At 71.3% G+C, this 12,783-nt stretch carries 16 protein-coding genes; 9 read left to right on the top strand and 7 right to left on the bottom strand.

From position 1 onward, the window contains the following. Positions 1-1,099 (top strand): LysR family transcriptional regulator (locus tag ACFV4N_RS31200; RefSeq protein ID WP_499676213.1); only part of this gene is annotated, 1,099 nt, incomplete at its 5' end. 37 nt (positions 1,100-1,136) lie between these two features. On the opposite strand, the gene ACFV4N_RS31195 is transcribed toward ACFV4N_RS31200, so the two are convergent. Beyond that, positions 1,137-1,700 (bottom strand): flavoprotein, encoded by a 564-nt coding sequence (locus ACFV4N_RS31195; protein WP_499676212.1) that lies wholly within the window; start codon positions 1,698-1,700, stop codon positions 1,137-1,139. A gap of 12 nt (positions 1,701-1,712) precedes the next feature. Next, positions 1,713-3,113: a helix-turn-helix domain-containing protein gene (locus ACFV4N_RS31190; protein WP_499676211.1), complete on the bottom strand. Its 1,401-nt coding sequence runs from the start codon at positions 3,111-3,113 to the stop codon at positions 1,713-1,715. A gap of 164 nt (positions 3,114-3,277) precedes the next feature. On the opposite strand from ACFV4N_RS31190, the gene ACFV4N_RS31185 reads away from it, so the two are divergent. The 5 genes from ACFV4N_RS31185 to ACFV4N_RS31165 are packed head-to-tail and all read left to right on the top strand — an operon-like array spanning position 3,278 to position 6,023. Continuing rightward, positions 3,278-3,724, top strand: coding sequence for a hypothetical protein (locus ACFV4N_RS31185; RefSeq protein WP_499676210.1), 447 nt, complete (start codon positions 3,278-3,280; stop codon positions 3,722-3,724). Beyond that, a complete protein-coding gene (locus tag ACFV4N_RS31180) occupies positions 3,725-4,555 on the top strand; it encodes a tetratricopeptide repeat protein (protein WP_499676209.1) in 831 nt (276 codons plus the stop codon). A gap of 52 nt (positions 4,556-4,607) precedes the next feature. Then, a complete protein-coding gene (locus ACFV4N_RS31175; RefSeq protein WP_499676208.1) occupies positions 4,608-5,498 on the top strand; it encodes a helix-turn-helix domain-containing protein in 891 nt (296 codons plus the stop codon). Continuing rightward, a complete protein-coding gene (locus ACFV4N_RS31170) occupies positions 5,498-5,887 on the top strand; it encodes an HC3 family zinc finger protein (RefSeq protein ID WP_499676207.1) in 390 nt (129 codons plus the stop codon). The genes ACFV4N_RS31175 and ACFV4N_RS31170 overlap by 1 nt, the downstream gene beginning before the upstream one ends. Beyond that, a complete protein-coding gene (locus tag ACFV4N_RS31165; RefSeq protein WP_499676206.1) occupies positions 5,787-6,023 on the top strand; it encodes a transcriptional regulator in 237 nt (78 codons plus the stop codon). Before ACFV4N_RS31170 ends, ACFV4N_RS31165 begins: the two co-directional genes overlap by 101 nt. 185 nt (positions 6,024-6,208) lie before the next feature. Here ACFV4N_RS31165 and ACFV4N_RS31160 read toward each other — a convergent pair whose 3' ends face one another. The 4 genes from ACFV4N_RS31160 to ACFV4N_RS31145 form a co-directional block, all read right to left on the bottom strand. Then, positions 6,209-6,550, bottom strand: a complete 342-nt coding sequence (locus tag ACFV4N_RS31160; RefSeq protein WP_499676205.1) for an SDR family oxidoreductase — start codon at positions 6,548-6,550, stop codon at positions 6,209-6,211. Positions 6,551-6,761: 211 nt separating this feature from the next. Further along, complete coding sequence (locus ACFV4N_RS31155; protein ID WP_499676204.1) at positions 6,762-7,220, bottom strand: methyltransferase domain-containing protein; 459 nt, start codon at positions 7,218-7,220, stop codon at positions 6,762-6,764. Beyond that, positions 7,217-7,456 (bottom strand): class I SAM-dependent methyltransferase, encoded by a 240-nt coding sequence (locus tag ACFV4N_RS31150; RefSeq protein WP_499676203.1) that lies wholly within the window; start codon positions 7,454-7,456, stop codon positions 7,217-7,219. The genes ACFV4N_RS31155 and ACFV4N_RS31150 overlap by 4 nt, the downstream gene beginning before the upstream one ends. A gap of 94 nt (positions 7,457-7,550) precedes the next feature. Further along, positions 7,551-8,429, bottom strand: a complete 879-nt coding sequence (locus ACFV4N_RS31145; RefSeq protein WP_499676202.1) for a MurR/RpiR family transcriptional regulator — start codon at positions 8,427-8,429, stop codon at positions 7,551-7,553. 135 nt (positions 8,430-8,564) lie between these two features. Here ACFV4N_RS31145 and ACFV4N_RS31140 point away from each other — a divergent pair, with 135 nt between their 5' ends. From ACFV4N_RS31140 to ACFV4N_RS31130, 3 genes are read left to right on the top strand one after another with little or no spacing between them, the layout of a single operon-like run. Next, positions 8,565-9,956: an MFS transporter gene (locus ACFV4N_RS31140; protein WP_499676201.1), complete on the top strand. Its 1,392-nt coding sequence runs from the start codon at positions 8,565-8,567 to the stop codon at positions 9,954-9,956. Next, on the top strand, positions 9,953-10,396 hold the full coding sequence (locus tag ACFV4N_RS31135; RefSeq protein WP_499676200.1) for a GAF domain-containing protein: 444 nt from the start codon (positions 9,953-9,955) through the stop codon (positions 10,394-10,396). Before ACFV4N_RS31140 ends, ACFV4N_RS31135 begins: the two co-directional genes overlap by 4 nt. Next, positions 10,393-11,601: a metal-dependent hydrolase family protein gene (locus tag ACFV4N_RS31130; RefSeq protein WP_499676199.1), complete on the top strand. Its 1,209-nt coding sequence runs from the start codon at positions 10,393-10,395 to the stop codon at positions 11,599-11,601. Before ACFV4N_RS31135 ends, ACFV4N_RS31130 begins: the two co-directional genes overlap by 4 nt. A gap of 74 nt (positions 11,602-11,675) precedes the next feature. Here the strand turns inward: ACFV4N_RS31130 and ACFV4N_RS31125 are convergent, their stop codons facing one another. Next, positions 11,676-12,539 carry an NAD(P)-dependent oxidoreductase gene (locus ACFV4N_RS31125; protein WP_499676198.1) on the bottom strand — a complete coding sequence of 288 codons (864 nt, stop codon included), beginning with the start codon at positions 12,537-12,539 and terminating at the stop codon, positions 11,676-11,678. Positions 12,540-12,783 lie beyond the last annotated feature (244 nt).

Below are 12,783 nucleotides of genomic sequence, written 5' to 3'. Positions count from 1 at the left end.
CAACCCAACTGTCCGCGTGAACAACAACGAGCAGGACCGAGGAGCGCGTGTGACCATTGCCGGCAATCCCGATCACGACGCGGCCCTGCTGGCCGAACTGCTCGACCTGCCCTCGCACCTGCTCGACCTCAGCCTCGACCAACTGCGCACCCTGGCCATCGTCAAGATCACCGGCAGCGCCCAACGCGCTGCCAAAGCCCTGGGACGTGAGCAGTCCAGCGTCCAGAAGCAGTTGGACAACATCAACGGCACCGCAGTGCGCCTGATCGGTGAAGCGCTCGTGCTCAAACAGGGCCGAGGCAAAGACCATGCCTTCACCCCATCGGGCGATGAACTGGTCGATCTGGCGTTGCGGCAGCTGCGGGACTGGGGCGAACGACTGCACCACACCCGCCGCCGCGTCGGCTCCACCATCACCGTGGGCACCACCGAATTCACCGTCCAGTTCCTCGGCACCATCTGGCCCGCCCTGCGCAGCGAGTTCGAAAGCCGCGGCGTGAACCTGAAGATCGAACACGTCCGCACCCGCGACCTGTGGGCACGCCTGGACGCAAAACACGTCGACCTCGTCCTGGGCAGCCTCGCCACCGAACACCGCCGGCCCGTCGCCCTGGACTACGACTTCATCGAATGGCACCGCGAACGCGTCGCCCTGCTCACCAACCTCACCACCCGCGAACTACCCGACAAACCCGTCTCCTCCGACACCCTGCGCACCCTGCCGCTGCTGGTGCCCTCGGCCGGCCTGCTCGCCCAGTTCCTCAGCCGCTGGTACGGCCCCGACTACCGCAGCACCCTCAACGTCGTCGCCGACATCGACTCCCTCAACTACGGCCTGACCCTGCTGGACAACCAACTCCTGCACGGCTGCATGCTCACCACCGAACGCGTCGCCCACGCCGCCGTTACCGGAAAGCTGCCCGGCACCACGCTGCGCGACATCGCCCTGGCCCACGACTACGAACCCGACCTCGACATCGTCACCGGCATCTTCGCCCGCCCCGGCGAACGCGACCGCTACGCACCCGACCACCCGCTCAACCTGTTGTGGACCGCCTTCCGCGACGCCTCACCCGCGAGCGATTCGACACCCGGCTGAACGCCAACGGCCTGGTGGGCGTGGGGGCGTTTCGTGGTCAGGGGCGGTGGTGCCGTGACGGGTGTTCGAGTGCTGCCCGCCAGGCGAGGTGCCAGGGGAACAGGCGGACGTAGTCGGTGCCGGTGCCGGGTTCGTGCTGCTTGTAGACCTCGTCGCCGACGAGGACGGTCACGCCCCAGTCGGTGAGCTTGCGCATGGCGTCCTGGATGGCGGGGAAGCTGATCTGTGCCCAGTTGGAGAACGGCATGGCCACCACAGGTTGGCCTTTGCCGACGGCTTCGACGAGCAGCCCCAGGGGCAGGGTGTCGGAGATCCCGGCTGCCCACTTGGCCAGGGAGTTGCAGGTGATCGGGGCAGCGATCATGGCGTCGGCGGGCGGGAGGACGTCGGGCGCCTCGGGTTCCTTATACCGGCTGCGCACGGCGTGGCCGGTCTTGGCGGCGAGGGCGTCGGCGTCGATGAACCGGCGTCCGTCGGGGGAGGCGATGACGCAGACGTCCCAGCCGTCGGCTTGGGCGAGGTCGACGAGCTTGCCGACGTCGCGGGCGGCGGGCGAGCCGGTGACGATGGCGTAGAGGACGGGTTGGCCGTTGTCGTTCATGGGTCCCGTTCGTCAGCGGTTGACACCGCACCAGGCGGCGAAGTGGGCGAGGCTGCCGGTGGCCCGGGCGTCGTTGGCGGCCAGCGTTTGCACGGTGTCGTGCACCTGCGGGTGGTAGCGGGTCAGCTGTGGCGCGATCCGGCGGGCCTGGTGCAGGGCGTCGAGGGCGTGGCGTCGGTCGCCGTGCAGCAGCCAGGCGCGTGAGAGGTCGATCCAGTAGTGCCCGCTGCGGCTGGGCGCGGTGGTGGCGGGTAGGCGCACGGATGCGGCCCTGGTGACCGCGGTGGTGCCGTCGGCGAGTTCGACGGGGACCGCGACGCGGTGGATGTCGACGTTGGATCCGCTGAACTTGGTGGCGTAGAAGTTGGCCTGTTCCTGCCCGGGGGCGGTCAGGGCGTCGGCTTCGGCCAGGTGCGACTCGGCGAGGTCCGCGTTGCTGGTCCGTGCGGCCAGGATCGCCGCACGCAGGTGCAGCGCGCCGCGGATCGCCTGGGTCGCGGGTTGTGGCGGAGCGAGGTCGATCAGCGCCGAGGCGCGGTCGATCGCGCGCAGCCCGGCGGGGTAGGAACCGTCGAACAGCAGGATCAGCGCGTGCTGCCACTCGGCCACCGCGGCGCGCAGCGGGTCGCCGCCTCGTGCGGCGGCGGCGCGGGCACGATCGTCGGCGAGGTGGGCCAGGTCGAGGTGGCCGAGTCGGTACAGGGAGCCGACGGCGTAGAAGTAGGCCGCCGAGAGCAGTTCGTGGATCGGTGGCTGCTGGTCGGTGGGCAGTTCGTGGCTCGCGCGGTGCAGGTGCCGCAGCACGTCCGGCAATGCCCGCACGGCCTCGGCGTGCTTGGTCCGGCGGTCCCATTCCTTGATCTGCGCGACGGCTTCGCGCAGCTCCTCGGTGCTGCGGGTTGGGGTGTCGAGTTCGGGGTCGTCGCCTTCGACGAGGGCCTGCCGCAGTGCCGGAACCCCTGCTTGTTCGGAAGCGGGCGAGGCGTTGCGGGCGCCATAGGGCTGCTCGGTGATGTCGGTGACGTTGACCGACAGCGCGCGGGCGATCGCGGCGACGAAGCTGTGGCTGGCCGGACGTTCACCGCACTCGACCTTGCGCAGCAGCGAATAGGACACGTTGGCACGCTGGGACAATCCACGTTGCGTGGCACCGTGGATCTTCCGCAGTTCGGCGATCCGCTCGCCGATGCGAGCCGGTCCCTGGTCGCTCATCCCGCTCCTCCCTTCGCCGGTGCCCACCCCATCCAGCCCGATTTCGCAGCGTCGATCAATCAACCCGACCCGGTTGTGGCACTGGTGTGGCAGTTCGGGGAGCTGATCGATGTCAGGGTCCACTCTACGCGACACAAACAGCACAGAGAGTGACTCCGTGATGGTTGCTGCACCACCGCCGCTGTTCACCACCTGGATCACCGCCCTGGGCGACCGCTGCGCCCATGCGGTCACGGACGAGGCCGTCGCGGACTGCAGGGCCGCTGGAGACGGGTCCTACCGGGCTGTGTGCGGGTACCGGCTGCTTCCGCTGCCGATGGTGTGCCCACCCGGGAAGCCGTGTTCGCGCTGCTCGGGTGTCCTGCATGCTTGCGCGGCCTCGCAGGACGCGGATCGCCATCGCCATCGCCATCGCCATCGCCATCGCAAACCGAACCGGTTCCTCGCCTGGTGGCGGCGGTGACGCGATGATCGCCAACGAGGACGCCGTCCGCGCGTTTCCACAGCTCGCCAAGCTGATCCGGGTCGAGCAGGCAAGGTGGGCGTTCTGTTCATTCCCTGATGAGCGCGGTGTCACGGTCGGCCTGGTCGGCTGGCAGAGCGAAGGCAACACCACGGATGCCCTGTGGATCTTCGACCTCGGCCAATGCCGTGCGGCCCGGTTGATCCTCGGTGAGGACAGCGGGATCGATTGGGAGTTCACCGGCGACCTCGCCACCTGCGTCGACGAACTGCTCGCCCTACCTCCACTCGAAGAGCACACGATCCTGATCCGTGCCCGTGACCGCGTATCCCCCCTGTGGACGCCGTAGATGACCACCGAAGCGCAGAGGGACCTGTGGTTGGTCGAGGAGGAACTGCGGCGCGACCGCGTGAACGAGGCTGCTCACCTGCTGGGCGAGTTGTGGGAGGCGGTACCCGCACGCGTCGGGGCGGAACGGATCGATGAGCTGCGTGTGGCCACCGAGGAGTTGGGCAAGCGCGGGTCGACTTCGCCGGAAGTCGCCGAGGTGTTCCGACGTGCCGCTCGCTGTTGTGCCCGCAACGGGCACTACCGGCTCGCCCGCCGGATGGGCATCCACGAATTGGCGGTGTGGCGGAAGCGATCGGACAACGAGTCGACCTTGCTGGTGCGGACGTTCACCGGTTACCGGACCGCACTGGACGGCCTGGCCCGGATCGACCGCGCGGTGGGGCGCCTGCATCGCGTGATCAACTGCCTGGACGAGTTGCTGGAGTTGCAGGCACGACACGGGTTCGCGGTGAACGCCGACTCGGCGTGGACGCTGCGCGAGTTGGGCGCGGTGATGCTCGAAGCCGGCCGTCCCGACGCTGCGGTCAGGCGCTACCTGTCCCGTGCGGACTCGTTCTACGTGCAGCTGGACGAGTCAACTGCGGTGATCCGACAGCATGCGACGTGCCTGGTGCTGTCCGCGCTGGCCCATCGCGCTCTCGACCGGCCGACCGAGGCCGACCGGTGTGTCAACCGCGCGCTGGCCGTGCTGCTGCCGACCGACCCCGAGGCCGCCGCCGAGGTGCGTGTGCTGACCGACGAATCCGGTACGGGCGACCAGCTACCCGTGACGACGGCGCTGCCGTTGGTCCAGTTCGGCTTACCCGCGTGGCCTCACCGACCTTTCTGATCGCCTGAACCACCGCGTGCACGCGGTGCTACAACGCAAACAAGGAATCTCCATGCAAATGGTGGACAACAGCAACACCACGAACGGCACTGTCGGCAAGAAATCCGAGAAGTCCTCCGAGCGGGTGAGCACCGCCCACAGCCGGGAGTTGGGGGAGGAGTTGCGGCGCATGCGCAAGGGCGCCGGACTGCCCTCTCCTCAGGTCTGCACCGCCTTGGGGTGGTCGTTGGGCAAGCTGTCGAAGCTGGAGACCGGCAACCGGGGCACCAGTCTGTGGGAGATCGGCACCCTGGTCGGCCACTGCGGCGCCGACAAGACCACCCGCGACCGCGTCCTGGCCCTGGCCGCCGAGGCCGACACCGGCAGCTTCCTGCGCCTGCACCACACCCCGCCCGACCTGCTCACCGCGCTGCGGATCCACGAGCACACCGCCCGCGCGATCACCGCCTACCAGCCGTTCACCATCCCCGACCTGGCCCAGACCCAGGACTACACCCGCGCCCTGACCGGCGACCCCGACCTGGTCCGCGCCCGAGCCTCACGCCAAGAGACCCTGTACCACCACATCAAGCCCGACGTCGTGCTCTACCTGCACGAGGCGGCGCTGAGGCTGGTGGTCGGCGGCCCGGCGGTGATGCGCGACCAACTGCTGCACCTGGCCCTGATGTGCGGCTGGCCCCAGCTCACCGTGCGCCTGATCCCCTCGACGGTGCCCGCCGACCCGGTCCTGGTCCACCCCGCCACCCTGCTGGATCTGCCCGCCCCGCTGCGGCCGGTGGCCTGCGCCGAGACCGACACCGCCACCGTCTTCCACGACGACCCCGGTGTGGTGGCCGGCTACCGGGCCAAGATGCGACGCCTGCACACCCTGGCCCTGCCCGCCGACCGCTCCCGCGAGGTCTTCGCCCGCTACGCCGACGACCACGACCGGCAGGCCCACTGATGTCCCCGCGCCCGTTCCGGTGGCAGCCGCACGACCACCGACGCCACGCCGTCGCCGAAGACGCCCCTGCCTGCCAGACCACCACCACCCTGTGCGGCCAGCAACTGACCATCCCAGCCACCCACCTGGGCAAAGAGGAATGGTGCTGGCCCACCTGCCCCGACTGCGACACCGCCTGGCGCCTGCACGAGGGCATCCCGCTGTTCCCCCGCCAACGCACCTCCACCCGGCCACCGGCAGACCGAGGACAAGCAGGTAAGGCCGCCACCGCAGAACCGGGAAACACCGATGTCGCACACCATCGCACTGCGCACCACCGAGTTCACCAAGCTCGCCAGGCTGGCCGGATTCCGGTCCGACTACGCCCTGGCCAAGGCGATGGGCCTTGACCGCTCCACCGTGACCAGGGTGCGGGAAGGAGCGCTGCAACCCGGACCGGCGTTCATCGCCGGCTGCCTGGTCGCATTGCGACCACTGGAGTTCAAGGACCTGTTCGAGATAGTGGACCGCCCAGGCAAGAAGTAAAGGGGTCGGCGCGGCGGTCGCCTCTCGGCGAGTGGCACGACGCGGCTCCAGCCGAACGGTGTTCCGCGAAGGCGTTATAGGTGAGGCCCGGGGGACACGGACCGCACCGACCGCCTCGTACAACGGCGCGCCCGTGCCCGGTGTTCCCGGCAGGATGTGGTCTGCGCCTCACCCGTCCGAGGGGGTCACGGACAGATCGTGAGCGCGCTGATCCGGTCGCCGTCCAGGGAGAAGTGGTGGTGGAGGTCCACCGGGCTGCCGGGGAGGTCGCTCGCCACGCGAGTGCGCACGACCACGGCATTGCCTGCGGTGGTGGTGTCGGTGACGGTGCGGGTGAAGGTGAACGCCGAGGCCACGGCGTCGGTCCACGCGCGGATGGCGTCGAGGCCCACGTGGGTGCCGCCGTCGATGACGTGCTCGGCGCCGGTGATGGCGGAGGCCCGGTCGGAGGCCGGGAACGCCACGAGTTCGGCGACCTCTTCCGGTCGCGCGGGCCTGCCCAGGGGGATGCCGCCCAGGGAGTCCATGAGCTGCCCGAGCGCCGTCCCCGTGTCGACGGTGACGACTTCGTGTTCACCGCCGGACCGGCGGCCAGTGAGCCGTTCCGCACCCGCTACGCCGACCGCGACCGCGCGTCGGAGGCTTCCTGAGTACTGCAACGGCAGTTGGGTGAGTGGGTAGCCGTGGCGTTGGTGGTGGCCGGGGTGGGCCTGGTGTTGGCGTCGGTGGCGCGCTGGATCAGCGAAGACGACGGAGCCTCAGCACGGCGTCGTCCGCTGTTCCCGCCTCGCCGGCGGGGCCGAGCCGTTCCCGCGTGACCACTTCGTCGACGTCCACCACCCAGTCACCTCCACTGCTCCGCACCCAGCCGAGGATCACCGAGTTGGGTACCAGTTGCTCGGCCAGGTAGCTCGGTGGCCGCTCGGACGTCCAGGAGGGGAAGCCGGCGTGGCTGATGATCAGCAACGTGCCGCCGGGGGCGACAGCGGCGGCAGCCGAGGCGAAGACCGCTTCCCGCGCGGGCGCGTCCGCGACGGGTGAGTGCAGGTACTGGGCGGTCACCAGGTCGAAGGTGCCCACTGGGAACGAGCGGGTCAGATCGTGCACCTGCCAGTCGATCCGGTCGGCCACCCCTGCCCGCGCCGCGGCGGTGGCGGCTCTGGCCAGCACGGTCGCCGATACGTCGGCCGCGGTCACCGCCAGCCGTTCTCCGCGAGCCAGATGGCGTCACCGCCCGCTCCGCAGCCCAGATCCAGGGCCGTGCCCGCCACGAGATCACCCGTCTCGTCGGCGAGCAGGGGGTTCGGTCGCGGCGCCCGGTCGGCCGGCGGTCGCAGGCCCCCGTAGAAGCCCTCCCAGTAGGTGTGCGCCGTGTCGGTCGGAGTGGGAGCGGGCATCGCGCTGCGCGGCCGCCGCGGGGTGGTGTCGGTCATGGGCACACGCTCGGTCAACGAAGTCCGAGAACGCAACGGTTCTTGCCAGAATGGCAAGTAGGAACACGGGAGCGCACTGGCGGCGATTGTTCCCCTAGGACGACTGGCTCGGGCGGCGGTGCAGCAGGCCGAACCTCGCCCACATCGCCTCGGCCGACTCGATGGACGCGGCGGTGCGCGCGGGGTCGACGGCGGCCAGTTGGGCGACCACGGCCTGGGCGACGGCCATGCCCGCGGTGAGCGACGGGAAGAACGCGACGCCCTCCGCCGGCACCATGATCATGGTCTCGGCCGCGGCGGCGAGGGCGGGGCTGGCGGCGTCGGTCACCGCGAACACCCGCGCCCCGCGCGAGCGGGCCTCGTGCGCGGCCAGGACCGTGCTCTCGTACAGCCGCCAGAAGCTGATCGCGATCAGCACGTCGTCGGGGCCGGTGGACGCGATGGCGTTGGCCAGGTCGGCGTCGTTCGCGGCCACCGCCACCACGTCGTAACCGGCCAGTCGCGCGTTGTGCGCGAACGCGATGCCCACCGCCGCGTAGCTGCCCGCCGCGATCACGATCGTGCGGCGGGCCCGCGCGACGGCGTGCGCGATGGCGACCACCGCGGTCTCGTCGAGCCGCCGGTGCAGCAGCGCGAGGCCGTCGAGGTCGCGGCGCAGGGACGCCGACCCGGGCGAGCCGACGCCGTGGTGCTCGGCGGCCACCTGCGGCGCGCTGAGCGAGGACAGGTACCGGGCGCGCAGCTCCTGCTGCAACGCGGGCCACCCGGCGAAGCCCAGGGCCTGCGCGGTGCGCGTCACCGTCGCCACGTTCACGCCCGCGAGCTGCGCCAACTCGGCCGTCGACCCGAAGGCCGCCCGCCTGGGCTGCGACAGCAGCACCTCCAGCAGGGCGGCCGCCTTGGGCCGCAGGCCGCGATCGGGCACGCGCCCGCGCAGCCAGTCCTCGAACCCGTCGGCGGCGCTGTCCGTCATGTCGGCCTCCCCAGCACGGCGGACACGGTACGCGGTTGTAACAGCACAAAGCTGCAATGACTATTGCACTTCCATGAAACTGCACTATACGTTGCCTGGCATCCACCCGCTGGTCACCACCTCGAAGGGCGCTCCATGACCTTGTTGGCTCGCTTGGACCGGCTTCCCCTGAGCCGGCCGCACTACGGCCTCCTGCTGATCGGCGGGCTCGGCTACACCTTCGACGGCATGGACTCGGCCGTCGTCGCGTTCCTGCTGCCCAGCGCCCAGCAGGTCTGGGGCCTGGACAACGGGCAACTCGGCCTCATCGGGTCCGCCACGCCGTTCGGCTTCCTGTTCGGCGCGGCCATCGCGGGCCTGCTCGGCGACCGCATCGGCCGCAAGAAGGTCATGATGTACGCGCTGGCCTTCTACGCGGTGTTCTCCGTGGTGGCGGCCTTCTCGCCCAACTACGAGACGTTCCTCGTCGCCCGCGTCCTGGCCGGCGCCGGGGCGGGCGCGGAGAGCGCCATCATCGCGCCGTTCCTGTCCGAGTTCGTCCCGGCCAAGCGGCGCGGCTGGTTCGTCGGCGCGCTGGCCGGGTTCTTCTCGTTCGGCTTCGTGATGGCGGCCCTCATCGGCCGGTTCGTCGTGCCGATCTCCGAGGACGGCTGGCGCATCGCGCAGCTGATCACCGCGCTGCCGATCGTGATGCTGCTGTGGTGGCGGCGCTCCCTGCCCGAGTCGCCGCGGTTCCTGCTGCAACAGGGGCGGCACGCCGAGGCGGAGGCGGTCGTCGTCGACCTGGAGCGCAGGGTCGAGAAGGCCACCGGCGAGAAGTTGCCGCCCGTGCCCGAGACGACGGTGCGACCGGTCACCGAGACGCCGAAGGTCACCTTGGGCCGCGCGCTGAAGTTCATGTGGAGCCCGGCGATGGCCAAGCGCACCGCCGTGATCTGGCTGGTGTGGTTCGTCATCACCTTCTCCTACTACGGCTTCTTCTCCTGGATCCCCACGCTGCTGATCCAGCAGGGCATCACGGTGACCAAGAGCTTCGAGTTCTCGATCATCATCTACCTGGCGCAGATCCCCGGTTACTTCTCCGCCGCGTGGCTGTCGGAGAAGCTGGACCGCAAGAACACCATCGCGATCTACCTGACGGGCTCGGCGCTCAGCGCCTTCTGGCTGTCCCAGATGGACACCCCGCTGTCCATCACGATCGCGGGCGCGGTGCTCTCGTTCTTCCTCAACGGCACCTACGCGGGCGTCTACTCCTACACGCCCGAGGTGTTCCCGACCTGGATCAGGGCCACCGGCACCGGGCTGTCCAGCGCGTTCGGCCGGGTGGGCAGCATCCTCGCACCCACCATCATCGGCCTGACCGCCGCGAGCCTCGGGTTCGCGGGCGTGTTCGGCATGACCACGGCGGTGCTCGTCGTCGGCGTGGTGTGCGTGGTGGTGTTCGGCCTGTCCACGGCCGGGCGCTCCCTGGAGGACCTGACCGAGCAGGGCGACCCCGCCGAGACCACGAAGGAGATGGCGAAGTGACCGACCTGGCCGTGCTGGAGGAGAAGGTGCGGGACACCGTGGGGGTGCGGCTGTTCACCGTGCTCGCGTGGGTGCCCGAGCGCCGGGCGCTGCGCCGCGTGCACAGCAGCCACCCCGACCGCTACCCGGTCGGCGGGGAGAAGACCGTGGAGGTCGCCGCCGCGTGGCTGGAGCGCTGCATCGAGGGCGGTGAGCCGTTCTTCGGCCGCGACGCCGCCGCGGTGCGGGAGATCTTCGCCGACCACGAGCTGATCGAGAGCCTGGGCTGCGGCTCGATCGTCAACGTGCCGGTGGTGGACGAGCGGGACGGCCGGGTGCTCGGCGTGCTGAACATCCTCGACGCCGAGGGCGCCTACGACGACGCTTCCGTCACCGCCGCGCAGGCCCTGGCGCCGCTCGCCGTGCCGGCGCTGCGCGAGGTCGCGGGAGGCGCCCGATGAGCCTGCTCGTGCGCAACGCGCTGGTCCTCGACCCGGCGAGCGGCGACTACACCGAGGGCGACCTGCGCTGCGAGGGCGGCCGCGTCGTCGAGGCGGGGCCGAACCTGGTCGCGCCCGACGCGCGGGTCCTCGACGCCGGCGGGGCCGTGGTGGTGCCCGGCCTGGTCGACGCGCACGTCCACGTCACCGCCACCACCGCCGACCTCGGGGGTCTCACCTCGCTGTCGCCGTCCTACGTGGCGGCGCACAGCGCCCGCACCCTCGGGCAGATGCTCGACCGCGGGTTCACCACCGTCCGGGACGCCTCCGGAGCGGACTGGGGCCTGTCCCTGGCGCAGGCCGAGGGCGTGCTGCGCGGACCGCGCCTGCTGTTCTGCGGCAAGGCGCTGAGCCAGACCGGCGGGCACGGCGACGTGCGCGGCCCGGGGACGCGCGTGCACGACTCGCACCAGTGCTGCGCGGGGCTCGGCCGCATCGCCGACGGCGTGGACGAGGTCCGCACCGCCGCCCGCGACGAGCTGCGCAAGGGCGCCCACCACATCAAGGTGATGGCGGGCGGCGGCGTCAGCTCCCCGACCGACCGGATCGACTCCACCCAGTACTCGATGGAGGAGCTGCGGGCGGCCGTGGAGGAAGCGGAGGCGGCCAACCGCTACGTCGCCGCGCACGCCTACACGGCACGGGCGATCAACCGGGCGCTGGAGGCCGGCGTGCGGTCGGTCGAGCACGGCAACCTGCTCGACGACAGCAGCGTCGAGCTGTTCCTCGCCCACGACGCGTTCCTGGTGCCGACCCTGGTCACCTACTGGGCGCTCAAGGAGGAGGGCCGCGAGTTCGGGCTGTCCGAGGGGAGCTGGCGCAAGGTCGACGAGGTGCTGACCGCGGGCATGGAGGGCCTGGACCGCGCCGCGCGCGGCGGCGTGCGGCTCGTCTACGGCAGCGACCTGCTCGGCGGGATGCAGCGGCACCAGAGCCACGAGTTCCGGTTGCGCCGCGAGGTCCAGGACGCCATCGACGTCCTCCGCGCGGCCACCGTCAACGCGGCGGAGCTGCTGGACCTGACCGGCGAGGTCGGCACCCTGGCCGTCGGCGCGCACGCCGACCTGCTCGTCCTCGACGGCGACCCGCTGGAGGACATCGGCGTGCTGGCCGCCCCGGAGCGCATCCGCCACGTCGTGCAGGCGGGGGTCGTGCTCGACCGCTGAGACCCGGTGCGGACAGGTCTGCCGCGCCGCGACCTGTCCGCACCGATCCACCCCCCGCGCCCCCCGCCGGCTCGTCAGCCCGCGCGCAGCTCCTCGACCAGGCTCGCGACGCTCTCGGCGCCGTGACCGGCGGCGGCCCGGCGTTCCAGCAGCTCCTGGACCGGCAGCACGACCACCGGGTCCACCCCGACCGCCCGGCTGCCGGCCACGACCAGCCCCAGCGCGGCGCGGTTCAGGTCGACGCTGGACGACCCGGACGAGTAGTCGCGGGCCTCGATCTCCGCGCCCAGCTCGGACGTGAACTCCAGCACGCCGCCCAGCCAGTGCCGCAGCAGCGGCAGGAACCCGCCCGGCTCCACCCCGACCTCGCCCAGCACCGCGGCCGCGTGCAGGAACCCGACCAGCGCGGAGTACCCCGCGCCCAGCAGCGCCAGGTCGTACGTCGCCGCCAGGCCCGGGTCCGCGCCGAGGTAGTGGGTGGTGCCGAGCACCTCCAGCGCCTCCCGCGCCGAGTCGAACACCTCGCCCGAACCGCTGTAGAGCAGCAGCGCGCCCGGCGTGCCCAGCGACGCCGGCACCGCCATCATCACGCCGTCCACGTAGGACGCGCCCAGCTCGTCGGTCCAGTCCGCGAGCGCCCGCGCCTCCTGCGGGCTGCCGGTGGTGACGTTGACCAGCGCCTTGCCGGCCAGGTCGGCGCCCGCCAGCACGTCCCGCACCGACGCGGCGTCGAGCAGGCTGGTGACGACCAGCCCGCTCGCGGCCACCGCGGCGGCGACCGTGAACGACTCCCGCGCGCCCCGCGCGGTCAGCTCCTCGGCCTTGCCGGGGCTGCGGTTCCACACGGTCACGCGGTGGCCCGCCGCCACCAGCGCGGCGGCGATGGGCGCGCCCATGTTGCCGAGGCCGAGCACGGTCACGTCCTGCTTGCCGTTCATGGTGTTCCCCTCCGAGGTCCGGTTGCCGCCCACGCTGCCGGAGCCCGCTGTCGGCCTGTTGTCGGTCCGCTGTCGGTTACCGTGGCGGCGTGCGATTCGGCGTGCTGGGACCGGTCGAGGTCCGGACGGGGGAGGGGCGCCCGATCCCGGTGCCGGAGCTGAAGGTCCGGGCCCTGCTGGCGGTGCTGCTGGCGCACCGCGGCCGGCCGGTGTCGGCCGACCGGCTCGTCGAGGACCTGTGGGG

Source organism: Actinosynnema sp. NPDC059797 (genome assembly GCF_042732085.1).
Taxonomy (GTDB): Bacteria; Actinomycetota; Actinomycetes; order Mycobacteriales; family Pseudonocardiaceae; genus Actinosynnema.
Note: the sequence above shows the minus strand (reverse complement) of the source record. Positions and strands in the feature narration are given on the sequence as shown.

Coding starts and splice junctions, on each gene's coding strand:
- ACFV4N_RS31195 (WP_499676212.1), bottom strand. CDS start 1,700: ATGAACGACAACGGCCAACCCGTCCTCTACGCCATCGTCACCGGCTCG.
- ACFV4N_RS31185 (WP_499676210.1), top strand. CDS start 3,278: ATGCTTGCGCGGCCTCGCAGGACGCGGATCGCCATCGCCATCGCCATC.
- ACFV4N_RS31180 (WP_499676209.1), top strand. CDS start 3,725: ATGACCACCGAAGCGCAGAGGGACCTGTGGTTGGTCGAGGAGGAACTG.
- ACFV4N_RS31175 (WP_499676208.1), top strand. CDS start 4,608: ATGCAAATGGTGGACAACAGCAACACCACGAACGGCACTGTCGGCAAG.
- ACFV4N_RS31170 (WP_499676207.1), top strand. CDS start 5,498: ATGTCCCCGCGCCCGTTCCGGTGGCAGCCGCACGACCACCGACGCCAC.
- ACFV4N_RS31165 (WP_499676206.1), top strand. CDS start 5,787: ATGTCGCACACCATCGCACTGCGCACCACCGAGTTCACCAAGCTCGCC.
- ACFV4N_RS31160 (WP_499676205.1), bottom strand. CDS start 6,550: ATGGACTCCCTGGGCGGCATCCCCCTGGGCAGGCCCGCGCGACCGGAA.
- ACFV4N_RS31150 (WP_499676203.1), bottom strand. CDS start 7,456: ATGACCGACACCACCCCGCGGCGGCCGCGCAGCGCGATGCCCGCTCCC.
- ACFV4N_RS31145 (WP_499676202.1), bottom strand. CDS start 8,429: ATGACGGACAGCGCCGCCGACGGGTTCGAGGACTGGCTGCGCGGGCGC.
- ACFV4N_RS31140 (WP_499676201.1), top strand. CDS start 8,565: ATGACCTTGTTGGCTCGCTTGGACCGGCTTCCCCTGAGCCGGCCGCAC.
- ACFV4N_RS31130 (WP_499676199.1), top strand. CDS start 10,393: ATGAGCCTGCTCGTGCGCAACGCGCTGGTCCTCGACCCGGCGAGCGGC.
- ACFV4N_RS31125 (WP_499676198.1), bottom strand. CDS start 12,539: ATGAACGGCAAGCAGGACGTGACCGTGCTCGGCCTCGGCAACATGGGC.